The organism is Streptomyces sp. NPDC088194 (assembly GCF_040702025.1).
GTDB lineage: Bacteria > Actinomycetota > Actinomycetes > Streptomycetales > Streptomycetaceae > Actinacidiphila.
Window position 1 is genome coordinate 38,287 of record NZ_JBFBIV010000015.1, and the last position, 13,194, is coordinate 51,480.

Below are 13,194 nucleotides of genomic sequence, written 5' to 3' on the forward strand. Positions count from 1 at the left end.
AAAGTGACCGGGTGGACAGCCGGAAGGATCAGAGCGCGTCGCAGGGCGGCATGGCCGAGAGGGCCCGGCCCGTCCCGACCAACGTCGTGGGCCTGGCCGCGGAGTTCACCGACCCGCTCTGGCGAGTACCCGTGCGCCTGACCCCCGTGGAAGTCGACCTGCTGCGTACCGAGCCGCTCCGGCGCCTGCACTTCGTCGCGCACGCGGGGGCCTCGACGATCAGCACCTTGCAGTCGTACTCCCGGCTGGAGCACACCCTCGGTGTCCTCGCGCTGGTCGCGCACTTCCGTCCGCGGGACGAACTCCTGCGGGTCGCGGCGCTGTTGCACGACATCGGCCACCTGCCGTTGAGCCACACCTTCGAAGGCGTCCGGGGCCTCGACCACCACGCCATCGGCTTGCGGTTGCTGCGGACCGACCCGATCCGTGGCGTGCTGGAGCAGTACGCGATCCGTACCGAGGACGTCGCCGTCGCGCTCGGCGGGCAGCCCGCCTCGCCCCTCACCAACCGCTCCGGGCTGCTGAACCTCGACCATCTCGACTCCTACGTGCGCAGCGGACGCGCGGCCGGACGTCTCGATGCCGATCCCGCCGTGCTGCTGGGCCGGCTCGTCCTCAAGGACGCCGTGGTGTCGGCGGACCGCGAGAGCGCCGCGTCACTGGTCGGCCTGGTCTGCGCGGAGGCCCGGCTGCATACCTCGTGGGACAACGTGGGTCCGGTCGCGGTGGTCCGGCGGCTGGCCGGCCGGCTGCTCGACCACACCACCCTCACCCCCGACCGGCTGGCCCGGATGACCGATCCGCAGCTGTGGTCCGCGTTCGACGCCTGCGCCGCCACGCGCGCGGAGAGCGCCATGATCCGGTACGAGCCGCACCGGTTGCGGGTGACGGTCGGGCATGCCCCCGGGGATGGCTGTGGCGAGGACTTCTCGCTGCGCAAGATCTACCGTTCCGCGCCGCTGGTGGAGGGGCAGCCGATCGAGGTGTCCGCGCCCGAGCTGGCCGCCGAGTTGGACGCGCTGGGTTCGCTGGCCACCGACTTCCATGTCCGGTGGAGCTGAGTGCCCGCTCGCGGTGCCGTCCCCACGTCCGCAGGTCCCCACGTCTCCGCGTCCCCACGTCTCCGCGACTCCACGTCTGCACGACTCCACGTCTGCCACGACTCCACGTGCATCGGCCAAGTGCGGGCGCGAGGCGGCCGGTTAGGGTCGATGGCATGACGACGTCCCTTGCCGGCAGCGCCTTCGACTCACTCCGTCTCGACGCCGTGCGCGACCAGGACGCGCTGCGTCGGATCTACCAGCCGCCCAGCGACGCGGCCGTGCGCAAGCAGATGAGCGAACTCACCGAGCAGACACGCCGGTTGATCGGCTGCTCCTCGCTGGTCCTGGTCGCCAGCGCGGACGCCGACGGCAACTGTGACGTCTCCCCGCGCGGCGGCCCCGCCGGGTTCGTCGCCGTCCTGGACGCACGGACGGTGGCGATACCCGACGCGACCGGCAACAAGCGGCTGGACACCCTGCAGAACGTCATCGCCACCGGCCGGGCCGGGCTGCTGTTCATCATCCCGGGGCGCACCACGACGCTCAGGGTGAACGGCCGGGCCTGCGTCTCCACCCGCCCGGAACTGCTCTCCCAACTGACCGCCGTCGGCAAGCCGCCGGCCAGCGCGCTGGTGCTGGGGATCGAGGAGGTCTACCCGCACTGCCCCAAGTCGCTCATGCGCAGCGCGGCCTGGAAGCCGGAGGAGTGGCTGCCGGCCGACGCCCAGCCGGCCTCGGCCGAGGTGACGCTGGCCCAACTGCGCAGGCCGGAACTGACGATCGCCGACATCGAGCAGGCGGAGGCGGACTCGCTGAAGTACCGCTACGAGTAACGCCCGGACCCGCGCGAGCCGCCCACCTCACGGGTCGCTCTGATTCCGGTGGCCCTGACTCCGGATGCCGTGATTCCCGGGGACCCGGGCCCGCGGCTCACGGACCGGGTACGGGCGGCGCCGCTGCCACGCCCTGGTCGTAGTCCGTGCGGGCGCTCTGGACCTCCTCGATATGGCACTCGGCCCATGCCTTGATCGCGGTCATCACCGGGAGCAGGCTGCGGCCGAGCGGGGTGAGCCCGTAGTCCACCCGGACCGGCACCGACGGCGTCACCGTGCGGGTGAGCAGGCCGTCGCGTTCCAGCGTCCGCAGCGTCTGGGTGAGCATCTTCTGGCTGACCCCGGCGATGATCCGGTTCAGGTCGCTGTACCGCCGCGGCCCGTCGGCCAGCGCGTTCAGCACCAGGCTCACCCACTTGTCGCTGATCCGGTCCAGCAGTTGGCGGGCCGGGCAGGTGGCGAGGTAGGCGTCGTAGGCGGCGCGCTCGTCGGCGCGGCGCTGGGCGGCGGTGCGGGTGGCCATGGCACTCCCGGGTCGGGTAGGCACTCCGAAGTGCGTACTTCCCGATGGAGAGTAACACTCCGTATGTTCGTGGTCATGAGAGCTGTGATCGTTCGTTCCTTCGGCGGCCCGGAAGTCCTTGAGGTGGCGGAGGTGGCCGTGCCGGAACCGGGTGCCGGCCAGGTCCGGATACGGGTCGCCGCCGCGGCAGTCAACCCGGTGGACCTCCAGACCCGTTCCGGCGCGCTCGCGGCGGGCGGCCTGCTCCCGGAGCGGGCGGTCGTCGGCCTCGGCTGGGATGTCGCCGGCACCGTCGACGCGCTCGGGCCCGAGGTTGTCGGCTTCCGACCCGGCGACGCGGTGATCGGGTTGTCCGACCGGCTGGCGCTGCCGCTCAAGACGCAGGCCGAGTACGTGGTGCTGGACGCGGACGCGGTCGCCGCGGTGCCGGCGGGCACCGACCTGGTGGCTGCCGCGACCCTGCCGCTGGGCGGGCTCACCGCTGCTCAGGCGCTCGACATCGCTCGCGTCGAGCCCGGCGACACGCTGCTGGTCACCGGAGCGGCCGGGTCGGTGGGCGGCTACACGGTGCGGCTCGCCGCGCTGGCCGGCGTGCGGGTGGTCGCGGTCGCGGGCGGCGGCGACGAGGAGTTGGTGCGCGGTCTCGGCGCGGAGTTCTTCGTGCCGCGTACCGCCGATCTGCCCGCCGCGGTACGCGACTTGGTACCGGGCGGCGTGCACGCCGCGGTCGACGCGGCGTCCGTGGGCATGCCGGTGCTGGACGCGGTGCGCGGCGGGGGCTCGCTGGTCGGTGTGCTGGGCAACGCGCCGACGCCGCTGCGCGGCATCCGGGTGGGCAACGTCTGGATTCGCGCGGACGGCTCCCGCCTCGCCGAGTTGGCCGCCGCAGGGCTGCGTCCCCGGGTCGCCGACGTCCTGCCACTGGACGAAGTCGGCGAGGCGCACCGCAGGTTGGCGGCGGGCGGCCTGCGCGGTCGCCTGGTGCTGGTGCCGTGAACGGATGTCGTGGGCCGATGCGGTGAGCTGATGTCGTGGGCTGACGCGGTGGGCTGACGTGGTGGGCCGACGTGGTGAGCCGCTGCCGTGCGTCGACGTGGTGGGCCGACGTGGTGAGCCGCTGCTGTGCGTCGACGTGGTGGGCCGACGTGGTGAGCCGCTGCCGTGCGTCGACGTGGTGGGCCGACGTGGTGAGCCGCTGCCGTGCGTCGACGTGGTGGACTGACGTGGTGAGCCGGGACGTCCGCGGAAGCCGCCCCGTACCGGGGAGCCGCCCCGTACCCTCGGGCCCCAGTTCGTCGGGAGCCTTTCCCGGACATGTTCGCCGATGTTCGCCGCTCGCGTAGGGGCTGCTTCTCCCGCACCGGCCCGTGGATGATGCGACGATGACTCAATTTAACGCGGTCGAGGAAGCGTTGGCCGAGGTCGTGTCGCAGGGGCGTTGCCTCGGTGCCGCACTGCGCGTGCTGCATGACGGCGAGGAGGTCCTGGACCTCGCTGTCGGTGACGCCACTTCGACTCAGGCGATGGCGGCGGACACTGTCGTGCCGTGGTTCTCGGCATCGAAGCTGGCGGCGACCGTGGCCGTTGCCCGCGCATGGGAACTGGGCCTGCTGCACCCGAACGATCGCGTCGTACAGCACCTTCCGGAGTTCGCCGGACCTGGCAAGGATGACATCCGCATCGAGCATCTCCTGACCCACACTGCGCCGTTGCGGGCCGTCGACCGTGAGACCGGCCGACGGTTCGCCGACGGCAGGCATGCCCTGCTGGAGTTGGTACTGCGCGGTGACGCCGACCCCGATTGGACGCCTGGCACCCGAGCGGCCTACCTCGGCCACGCCGGGTATCTGCTCCTCGACGAGATCGTGCGACGAGGCAGCGGGCGACCGTTCGCGGACTTCCTGCACCAACAGGTCGCTGCGCCCCTGCGGTTGACCTCTCGACTGGGGGCTCCTCCCGGCGCCGACGTCGTCGACGTGCCGTGGTTCGGCCCGGCCGAACTGGCCTCCCGCGTCGCGCGTTTCGACGTCAGCATGGGGTATCCCAGCGCCTGCATGGCGGGCCCGTTCGGTGATGCCGCCGAGATCTGCGAGATGGTACGGCAGGTTGGTACACGGCACGGCCGACGTGTCCTCTCGCCCGAGACCTGTGCCGCCTTGGTCACCGATCAGCGACCGCCAACGCTGATCGACGAGTCCGCCGGGCGCGCCCGGCGCTGGGGACTGGGCATGGTCCTCGCCGCTGAGAACTTCGGACCTGCCTCGCCTGCGTCCTTTGGCGCGTTGGGAGGAACGGCGTGCCTGGTCTTCGCAGATCCCGAAGCCGGCCTCACCGTCTCCCTGTATTTCAACGGGAACACCGGCGCCGCCGACAGACTCAGCCGTGACCGGCGTGTCATCGACGCGCTCTACCGCGACCTCCGACAACCCGGACGCCGTAGGCCATGAGCGCCGATGCGCAGACGGCGTCCAACGGACGGCCACCCCCCTGCGCGGCGCCCTCGAACCGCTCGGCTTCCCCGACGGCCGCACCTTCGCCTGCGCCCACGGCACGTACAGCGGCCACCTCGTCGACGACCCCGACGACCCCGACAACCTCCAGCCGGCAGCGGGTCGGTACGACTCCACGCGGCCACCTGCCGGATCAGCCCGTAGGCCAACGCCACGAGCCCGCTGATCGACAGCAGCACGCCGGCGGGGTCCAGTGGCCGCCGGGTGGGGCCGCGTCAATGCCGGCGGCACGCACGTGCTCGCCGATGGTCCACTCCGGCGTCGACCTGCCCGCCGGTACGGCGCCCCCGTCGCGGCCCCACCGTCACGGCCCCCTCCGGGACGTCGGCGTCGTGATCCACGGCCTCCGGGTGATATTCCTGTACGGGGAGTGCCGGAGCGTAGCGCTCCGCGCGAAAGAGCGATGAGGAGCCAGCTGTATGAAGTTCGGGATCTCCACGTTCATCACCGACCGCAGCATCCGCCCCGCGCCCCTGGGGCGGGCCCTGGAGGAACGGGGGTTCGACTCGCTGTTCATCGCCGAGCACAGCCACATCCCGGCGGACCGCCGCTCGGCCTACCCCGGCGGCGGCGAACTGCCCGAGATCTACTACCGCACTCTGGACCCGTTCGTGGCGCTGGCCGCGGTCGCGACCGTCACCGAGCGGCTGCTGGTGGGCACGGGCATCGCGCTCGTCGCCCAGCGCGACCCGATCCACACGGCGAAGGAGGTGGCCTCGCTCGACCTGATCTCCGGGGGCCGGGTCGTCTTCGGCATCGGGGTCGGCTGGAACCGCGAGGAGATGGCGAACCACGGCACCGACCCCGCCGTCCGGGGCCGGCTCGCCAACGAGCGGCTGCGCGCGATGATCGAGCTGTGGACGAAGGAACAAGCCGAGTTCCACGGCGAGTTCGTCGACTTCGACCCCGTCTACGCGTGGCCGAAGCCGGTCCAGCAGCCGCACCCGCCGATCTACGTCGGCGGCGGCCAGGGCGCCTTCCCCCGGGTCGTCGAACTCGGTGACGCCTGGCTCGCCAACAGCCTGCCGCCGAAGGTGCTGAAGGAGCGGATCGAGGAACTGCGCGCCCTGGCCGGCCGCGACGTCCCGGTCACGGTCTACGCGGCGCCCGTTGAGCCCGAGACGATCGAGGCGTACGCGGAACTCGGCGTCGAGCGGGTGCAGTTCTACCTGCCGTCCGACCCCGAACCGGCCGCCCTCGCGCATCTCGACCGCTGCGCCGAGTTGGCGGGCCGCTTCAGCTGATGCCCGCGCTGAGCGGAACCGAGGCTCGCGAACGGTTCGCGGCGTCCCCGATCGCCCGGCTGGCGACCGTGGACGCCGCCGGCCGCCCGCACCTGGTCCCGGCGGTCTTCGCGGTGGCCGGGGACCGGCTGGCCATGGCGGTGGACCACAAGCCCAAGCGTTCGCCCCGGCTCAAACGACTCGCCAACATCCGTGCCAATGCGGCGGTTTCGCTGCTCGTCGACGGCTACCACGAGGACTGGGACCGGCTGTGGTGGGCCCGCGCGGACGGGCGGGCGCGGGTGCTGCCCCCCGCCGCGCGGTCCGCCGAAGCGGCGCGCCTGACCGCCCTGCTCGTGGCCAGGTACCCGCGCCACTACGCGGATCGGCCGCCGTCCGGCGAGGTCGTGGAGGTCGTCGTCACCACGTGGACCGGCTGGCGCGCGACCTGATCCGCCGCGCCCGCGCGGCCTGATCGTACGGTCCGGCGCGACCGGATCGTACGAGTCCGCGGCGCCCGATCGTACGGGGCCGGCGCGACCCGAACGTCCGGTCCCGCGGCGCCCGATCGTCCGGTCCCGCGCGGATCGATCCCGCGTGCCCCGGCACCCGGTCGTACGGTCGGCGCGGCCCGACCCCACGCCTGCACGCCCCCGTCCGTACGGTCCCGCGCGCCCCGATCCCCACGCGCCCGCGGCACCCCGCACCACCGGTTCTCCCCATACGGCCGCCGACGGTCCGCCCGCGCTTCCTCTGTACGCGCCGAACCGCCTGATGTAACGTCGCCGACGTACATGAGGCTTGAATCGATTCAAGCAATCGTTTCGCCTCGCCGCCCGCCCCGGAGGTGCCGCAGTGTCGCCGTCAACGCAGAAGCCGGAAACGGCTTCGGCCGCGGTCCCGACCGGGGCCCGGGGTCGTACCCGGGGGAGCCGGGCCGGGGCCGGCCGGGGCCGGGGGAGAAGCCGCGGCGCCGTGGCCGCGCTGCTCTGCGCCGTACTGGCGCTGTTCCTGCCGGCCGCGGGCGCCCACGCGGCGTCGCCACGGATGAAGGTGACGGACCTTCAAGCGGACTACACGGCACACCCGTTGGGCATCGACGACGCCCACCCCAGCCTGAGCTGGCAGTTGGGCTCGCCGGTCAACGGCGCGCGGCAGACGGCGTACCGGATTCTCGTGGCGAGCACGCAGGACCGGCTCACGCCGGGGCGCGCCGACGTGTGGGACAGCGGGAAGGTCGGCTCGGCCGCGTCCGTGGGCGTGCCGTACGGCGGTCCCGCGCTGCGCTCCTCGCAGCGCTACTTCTGGACGGTCCAGGTGTGGGACGGCCAGGGCGCCGGGTCCGGCTGGGCGCCGTCCACCTGGTGGGAGACGGGGCTGCTGCACGCGGCCGACTGGCAGGGCGCGCAGTGGATCAGCCCGGACACCGCCGGGCAGGGCAACTGGTCGGACTTCGACCTGGACGTGGACTTCACCATCCGCAAGGGCGCGGCGAGCGTGCTCTTCCGCGCGCAGGACGCGAGCAACCTGCTGATGTGGCAGATCAACTCCGAGGTCGACCCGGGCAAGGTCATGCTGCGCCCGCACGCCGAAGTGGGCGGCTCCTTCAGCCACATCGTGCCCGACGTCGACGTCAGCCAGGTGATCACGCAGCAGAACGTGGGCGACAAGCACCACTTGAGGATCGAGGCGGACGGCCCGACGATCAGCACCTGGATCGACGGCACCCTGGTGAACACCCTCACCGACCACACCTTCACCCAGGGCACGATCGGCTTCCGCGTCGGCGATTCGACCGAGGACTCGCTCTACGGCGCGCTCGCCGTCCACGGCCTCGACGGCAACTCCCTCTTCTCCGACGACTTCGCCGCCGACCCCGACCCGTCCTTCCCGCAAGCACAGGTCAGCAACGGCCAGTTGGAGCCCACCTCCGGCATCGAACTGCTGGACACCAGCCCCGCCGCCCCCATGCTGCGCCACGACTTCACGCTCGGCGGCAAGAAGATCGCCAGTGCCCGCGCCTACGTGGACGGCCTGGGCCTGTACGAACTCCACGTCAACGGCCACAAGATCGGCGACGATGTCCTCAGCCCCGCCGACACCCCGTACGACCAGCGGGACCTGTACCAGACCTATGACGTGACCTCCCAACTGCGCTCCGGCGCCAACGCGGTCGGGATCTGGCTCGGCAACGGCTACGGGCCGCGGTTCAGCCCGTACGGCTTCCGGTGGCTGGGCCCGAAGCAGGCGACGATGCTGCTGGAGGTCACCTACACCGACGGCACCCGCCAGGCGGTCACCACCGGCTCCGGCTGGACCTGGTCGAACGGCCCGATCACCGCAGACGACATGTACGGCGGCGAGACCTACGACGCGCGCCAGGCCCAACCGGGCTGGGACAGCCCCGGGTTCGCCACCTCGGACCAGCACCCGGTGACGGCGGTCGCCGCGCCCGGCGGCAGCCTCGTCGCCGACGACGTCCCGCCGGTGCGGGTCACGCGGACGCTGCGCCCGGTGCGCATGACGCAGCCCCAGCCCGGCGTCTACGTCTACGACCTGGGCCAGGACATCGCGGGCTGGGAGCAGTTGCGGGTGAAGGGCCCGGCCGGCGCCACCGTGCGGATGCGCACCGCCGAGGAGGTCGGCGCCGACGGCATGCTCGACACCAGGACCAACCGCAGCGCCGCCGCCACCGACCGCTACACGCTGGCCGGCACCGGCCGCACCGAGACGTACGAACCCCGCTTCACCTACCACGGGTTCAGGTACGTGGAGGTCACCGGCTACCCGGGCACGCCCACCCTCGACTCGATCTCGGGGCGGGTCGTGCACGCGGACGTGGCGTCGACCGCCACCTTCGACTCCTCCGACCCGACGCTCGATCGGATCTGGCAGAACAACCAGCGCACCATCCTCAACAACTCGATGAGCCTGCCCACCGACAACCCGGTCCGCGACGAGCGCACGCCCCCGGGCATGGACGTGCAGGCGTACCACGACGCCTCCACCGGCGAGTTCGCGATGGACCGTTTCTACGCGAGCTACCTGCGCGACATGCCGCCGGGCACCGCGCTGCCCAACGACGCGGGCAACGCGCAGAACCCGGACATGGGCGGCGACCAGATCTCGCTGGCCTGGACGCTCTACCAGCAGTACGGCGACAGGGCCACGCTCGCCGCGATGTACCCGGCGATGAAGGCGTTCGTCGACAAGAACGCGACCGACGTCCCCGGGCACATCTGGCCGGCCGACCACGGCTTCGGCGACTGGTGCCCGCCGGTCTACGGCCCCGGCGTCAACGGCGGCCTCGGCAGCCCGGGTGTCGGCTCCTGCACCAGCGAGGTCTCACTGGTCAACACCGCGCTGTCCTACCTCCAGGCGTCCGACACCGCGCTGGCCGCCCAGGCGCTCGGCGACACCGCCGGCGCCGCGCACTTCACCGGCCTCGCCTCGGACATCAAGGACGCGTTCAACGCGGCCTTCCTCAACTCCGCACACGACGGCTACGCCGACGGCCGGCAGACCACCAGCATCCTGCCGCTCGCCTTCGGCATGGTCCCCGCGGCCGACCTCACCGCCGTCGGCGACCAGCTCGTCCACACCATCACCGTCGCCAACCAGGGCCACCTCGACACCGGCATCTTCGGCACCCGCTACCTGATGGACGCGCTCACCGCCATCGGCCGCACCGACCTCGCGACGAGCGTCCTGGACCAGAAGTCGTACCCCGGCTTCGGGTACGAGATCGCCCAGGGGGCCACCACCGACTGGGAGGAGTGGACCTACGACTCCAGCATGGAGTCCCACGACCACGCGATGTTCAGCGGCATCAACGCCTCCTTCACCTCCGTGCTCGGCGGGATCAGCGCGACGAGCGCGGGCTACGGCACCCTCGCGGTCGCACCCCAGGTGCCCACCGGCCTCACCCACGTCTCCGCCTCGGTGCAGACCGTCCGCGGCCCGGTCACCTCGACCTGGACCCGTACCGCCCGCTCCTACGTACTCGACGTCACGATCCCCGCGAACGCCACCGCCACGGTCACCGTCCCCCTCCTCGGCTCCCCCGCCCCCCACCTCCACTCCACCCCCGGCGCCCACCTGTCGCGCCTCACCCCCACCACGGCCCGGTACGCCGTCACCTCGGGCCACTGGCACTTCACGCTCACGCGGTGACAAGGACGGCGGGTGGGGGCGTCGTGCCCTCACCCGCCGGAGTCGAACTACGCCTGGTTCGTGCCGACGAGGTACGACATGCAGACGCTCGGTGATATCGCCTTCGCCATCGCGGGCGGGGTCGCGGCTTCCGCGGTGGTGGAGAGAAACCCCACGGAGAGCACGCCGGCGAGAATGGCGGAAACGGCCAGAAGACGCGGCGAGAAGACAGGCTTGTTCACGGACGTGGTTCTCCAAAGAGCTTCATCTGAGTTGACGCGTGGATTTCAAGGCAGCGCAATCGAGCGCAAGCCACGGTGATCGCACGCTGCTTGCAGAGGAGGCGGCTTCCGGGCGGGGCAAGCTTGGCCAGGCATGCCCATGGGGGCGCCGGTCCGTCGGCTCCAGCTGTTGCGTGGGGAGCCTAGCGTAAGGATCACCTGGCGCCTAACGCCCTTGGCCCATGAGGCAGTTGGCGCAAGGGGCGCGATAGGATGCGGACCTGCTGACGGCGGCTCCGGCACCCCTCGGCCCGGACAACCACTGGCCAGCGGTTCCGGGGCCCTCGGGCGCCCCGCGGGCCCGCGCGGGCCGGGTGGGGTGGGGGTCCCGCACCCGGGCGTCAAGGCCGCTGCAAGCTCCCTGCAAGGAATCCTCCGAACCCCTCGGGTAATTCCCCGACACGGCCCGATCAGGTGCGCCGAAACCGTCGGCGCGGGTGGGGTCGAGTCGCCCGGATCGCGGGGTCCGGGCAGGCGGAGGGGGAGTTTCTATGCACGCCGAAATCGGCCCGGAAAGGCCGATGGATTGGGAACGCGAGCAGTGGATGACGGTTCGCGGCTGCAAGAAAGTACTGGTGATCGCGACGACGCTGACGTACGCTCAGCGGCTTTCGGACATCATCCCGATGTTCGATTCCGATATGAGGGTGCAGCTTTTCTTCACCGTGGCGCCGCACGCCTTCAGCGAGGGCGTGACGCGGTTCCTGCGCCGGCTCGGCGCCCCGGTGATCCCGTGGGAGCAGGCGGTGCGGGGCGAGTTCGACCTGGCGCTCGCGGCGGGCTGGGAGCACATCGACCAGGTCCGCGCGCCGCTCGTGCTCCTATCGCACGGCGCCGGGCAGATCAAGGTCCAGCGGGTCTGGCGCGGCCGGCCCGGCCAGGAACGCCCGCCGGGCATGCTCAGCCGGGACAACCTCACCCGGGACGGGCGGGTGATCCCCGCCGCGGTGGCCCTGGCCCACCGCGACGACCTGGCGACGCTCGCCCGGAACTGCCCCGAGGGCGTGCCCGTGGCCACGGTGGTGGGCGACCCGGTGTACGACCGGCTCGTGGCGAGCGTGCCGCACCGGGAGGAGTACCGGGCCGCGCTCGGGCTCCGCACCGGGCAGGAACTGGTGCTGGTCTGCAGTACATGGGGCCCGGGCGCGTCCTTCTCGGCGCTGGACGAGTTACTGCCGCGTCTGCTCAGCGAGTTACCGCGCCGCCGCTACCGTGTGGCGGTGCTCACCCACCCCAACATCTGGGCGGGACACGGCTGGCGGCAGGTGCACGCGTGGCTGGCCGACTACCGCCGCAGGGGCGTCGCGCTGGTGCCGCCGGAGGCCGACTGGCGCGCGCTGGTGGCCGCGGCGAACTGGGTCGTGGGCGACCACGGTTCGGTCACCTCCTACGCCACCGTCACACCCGCACCCATCCTGCTGGCCCGCTACCCGCACCGCCGGGTCCACCACGCCTCACCGGCCGCCGCCCTCGCCCGGATCGCCCCGGCGCTGGTGACGGCCCGCCCGCTGGAGACCCAACTGCGGTACGCGGCAGAGGAGTACCGGCGCGCGGAGTACGAGGCCGTGGCCGCCCGGCTCTCCTCCGAACCCGGCCGGTTCAACCAGCGCGTCCGCGCGCTCGTCTACGGGCTGCTGGGCATCGGGCGGCCCGCCTACCCGGTGCCGCCCGAGCCGGTTCCGGCGCCCGCGCCGCTGGACCGGTGGACGGCGGACGCGAGGGGTGAGGCGGCATGACGCCGCGGCGAAGGGGTACGGCGCCGCGCCGCGCCGTCGTGGCCGTGTACCGGCGGCAGGAGGCAGGCGGTGCGAGCCGCCCCGACCGGCTGATCGTCGTGCGGGAGTCCGCGTGCCCGCGGGTCACCGTCCGGCGGTTGCCGGGTGGCGGGCGGCCCGCACCGGGCAAGGTCGTCGACGAGCACGTGAACGCGGAACTGGTGGCGGGCTCGCCGTGGACGGAGCGGGCGGACGTCCTCATGCTCGGCTGCGCGCACCGGCCCGATACGGCGGTGCGGGTGGCCGGCGAGATGCTGGCGCGGTTCCCCGGCTGCCTGGTGGCGGCGGTTCCCACCACCGGCGGCGGCTGCGTCGCGACGGCCCGCGACGGCCAGTGCGTGGCCGTGGCCCCGGCGGCCGGGCAGCGCCCGCCGACGGCCGACGAACTGGCCGTGGCCGTGTCGTGCCTGCACGCCGAACTCGTGCTCGGCGGCTCCTGGGCCGGCGTGAGGGCGATCTGCCTCGCGGCGCCCGCCGGGCCGCGGGCGCCGCAGGGCGGTCAGGTGCGGCTCAGGCCGCACCCGGCCCCGCCGGCGGGCGCGCCACCCGGCGACCGCCTCCCGGCGTGAACGAGGCCGCGCCGATGCGTACTTCCCGCATCGGCCGGCACCCGCAGCAGCACTGACCCGCACGTACGCAAACGACCCGCACCGGCCGGCACCCACGGCACCGATCCGCACCCACGGCGCCGCCCCGACCGGCCGGCGCTCAGCCCGACCCGCACCGGCCCGTATTCAAGGGGCGGTCTCGGTTGGCGGGCGCTCCCACCGGCCCGCACCGGCCCGCACCCACGGCGCCGCCCCAACCGGCGGGCGCTCCCACCGGCCCGCACCGGCCCGTACTCACGGCGCCGC

Annotated in this window: 12 protein-coding genes; 10 read left to right on the plus strand and 2 right to left on the minus strand. The window is 72.7% G+C overall.

The genetic code is table 11. The annotated features are described in order from the left end of the window. Positions 1 to 11: 11 nt before the first annotated feature. Together AB0399_RS10840 and AB0399_RS10845 are read left to right on the plus strand one after the other, a co-directional pair. Complete coding sequence (locus AB0399_RS10840; protein WP_366411021.1) at positions 12 to 1,061, plus strand: HD domain-containing protein; 1,050 nt, start codon at positions 12 to 14, stop codon at positions 1,059 to 1,061. 155 nt (positions 1,062 to 1,216) lie between these two features. After that, complete coding sequence (locus AB0399_RS10845) at positions 1,217 to 1,876, plus strand: MSMEG_1061 family FMN-dependent PPOX-type flavoprotein (RefSeq protein ID WP_329369979.1); 660 nt, start codon at positions 1,217 to 1,219, stop codon at positions 1,874 to 1,876. A gap of 97 nt (positions 1,877 to 1,973) precedes the next feature. Here AB0399_RS10845 and AB0399_RS10850 read toward each other — a convergent pair whose 3' ends face one another. Beyond that, complete coding sequence (locus AB0399_RS10850) at positions 1,974 to 2,399, minus strand: helix-turn-helix domain-containing protein (RefSeq protein WP_329369980.1); 426 nt, start codon at positions 2,397 to 2,399, stop codon at positions 1,974 to 1,976. Positions 2,400 to 2,474: 75 nt separating this feature from the next. Here AB0399_RS10850 and AB0399_RS10855 point away from each other — a divergent pair, with 75 nt between their 5' ends. From AB0399_RS10855 to AB0399_RS10880, 6 genes are all read left to right on the plus strand, one after another. Further along, the gene (locus AB0399_RS10855; protein WP_366411022.1) at positions 2,475 to 3,395 is read left to right on the plus strand and encodes an NADP-dependent oxidoreductase; all 921 of its coding nucleotides are present in this window, start codon (positions 2,475 to 2,477) and stop codon (positions 3,393 to 3,395) included. A gap of 58 nt (positions 3,396 to 3,453) precedes the next feature. After that, positions 3,454 to 3,621, plus strand: a complete 168-nt coding sequence (locus tag AB0399_RS10860) for a hypothetical protein (protein ID WP_366411023.1) — start codon at positions 3,454 to 3,456, stop codon at positions 3,619 to 3,621. A gap of 160 nt (positions 3,622 to 3,781) precedes the next feature. Next, on the plus strand, positions 3,782 to 4,846 hold the full coding sequence (locus AB0399_RS10865; protein WP_366411024.1) for a serine hydrolase domain-containing protein: 1,065 nt from the start codon (positions 3,782 to 3,784) through the stop codon (positions 4,844 to 4,846). Positions 4,847 to 5,328: 482 nt separating this feature from the next. Beyond that, positions 5,329 to 6,153 (plus strand): LLM class F420-dependent oxidoreductase, encoded by an 825-nt coding sequence (locus AB0399_RS10870; protein ID WP_329369985.1) that lies wholly within the window; start codon positions 5,329 to 5,331, stop codon positions 6,151 to 6,153. Further along, complete coding sequence (locus tag AB0399_RS10875) at positions 6,153 to 6,584, plus strand: TIGR03668 family PPOX class F420-dependent oxidoreductase (protein WP_366411025.1); 432 nt, start codon at positions 6,153 to 6,155, stop codon at positions 6,582 to 6,584. Before AB0399_RS10870 ends, AB0399_RS10875 begins: the two co-directional genes overlap by 1 nt. A gap of 523 nt (positions 6,585 to 7,107) precedes the next feature. Further along, positions 7,108 to 10,305, plus strand: coding sequence for a family 78 glycoside hydrolase catalytic domain (locus AB0399_RS10880; RefSeq protein WP_366411026.1), 3,198 nt, complete (start codon positions 7,108 to 7,110; stop codon positions 10,303 to 10,305). Between the two features lie 47 nt (positions 10,306 to 10,352). Here AB0399_RS10880 and AB0399_RS10885 read toward each other — a convergent pair whose 3' ends face one another. Beyond that, positions 10,353 to 10,526, minus strand: coding sequence for a hypothetical protein (locus tag AB0399_RS10885; protein ID WP_329369990.1), 174 nt, complete (start codon positions 10,524 to 10,526; stop codon positions 10,353 to 10,355). 680 nt (positions 10,527 to 11,206) lie between these two features. Between AB0399_RS10885 and AB0399_RS10890 the strand changes: the two genes are divergently transcribed. Together AB0399_RS10890 and AB0399_RS10895 are read left to right on the plus strand one after the other, a co-directional pair. Further along, on the plus strand, positions 11,207 to 12,301 hold the full coding sequence (locus tag AB0399_RS10890) for a hypothetical protein (protein ID WP_366411027.1): 1,095 nt from the start codon (positions 11,207 to 11,209) through the stop codon (positions 12,299 to 12,301). Continuing rightward, positions 12,298 to 12,909, plus strand: coding sequence for a hypothetical protein (locus AB0399_RS10895; RefSeq protein WP_366411028.1), 612 nt, complete (start codon positions 12,298 to 12,300; stop codon positions 12,907 to 12,909). Before AB0399_RS10890 ends, AB0399_RS10895 begins: the two co-directional genes overlap by 4 nt. Positions 12,910 to 13,194: the final 285 nt, after the last annotated feature.

What these genes read in the sequence shown, in the direction of transcription:
- AB0399_RS10845 (WP_329369979.1), top strand. Translation starts at nt 1,217, where the DNA reads ATGACGACGTCCCTTGCCGGCAGCGCCTTCGACTCACTCCGTCTCGAC.
- AB0399_RS10850 (WP_329369980.1), bottom strand. Translation starts at nt 2,399, where the DNA reads ATGGCCACCCGCACCGCCGCCCAGCGCCGCGCCGACGAGCGCGCCGCC.
- AB0399_RS10855 (WP_366411022.1), top strand. Translation starts at nt 2,475, where the DNA reads ATGAGAGCTGTGATCGTTCGTTCCTTCGGCGGCCCGGAAGTCCTTGAG.
- AB0399_RS10865 (WP_366411024.1), top strand. Translation starts at nt 3,782, where the DNA reads ATGACTCAATTTAACGCGGTCGAGGAAGCGTTGGCCGAGGTCGTGTCG.
- AB0399_RS10870 (WP_329369985.1), top strand. Translation starts at nt 5,329, where the DNA reads ATGAAGTTCGGGATCTCCACGTTCATCACCGACCGCAGCATCCGCCCC.
- AB0399_RS10875 (WP_366411025.1), top strand. Translation starts at nt 6,153, where the DNA reads ATGCCCGCGCTGAGCGGAACCGAGGCTCGCGAACGGTTCGCGGCGTCC.
- AB0399_RS10890 (WP_366411027.1), top strand. Translation starts at nt 11,207, where the DNA reads ATGAGGGTGCAGCTTTTCTTCACCGTGGCGCCGCACGCCTTCAGCGAG.
- AB0399_RS10895 (WP_366411028.1), top strand. Translation starts at nt 12,298, where the DNA reads ATGACGCCGCGGCGAAGGGGTACGGCGCCGCGCCGCGCCGTCGTGGCC.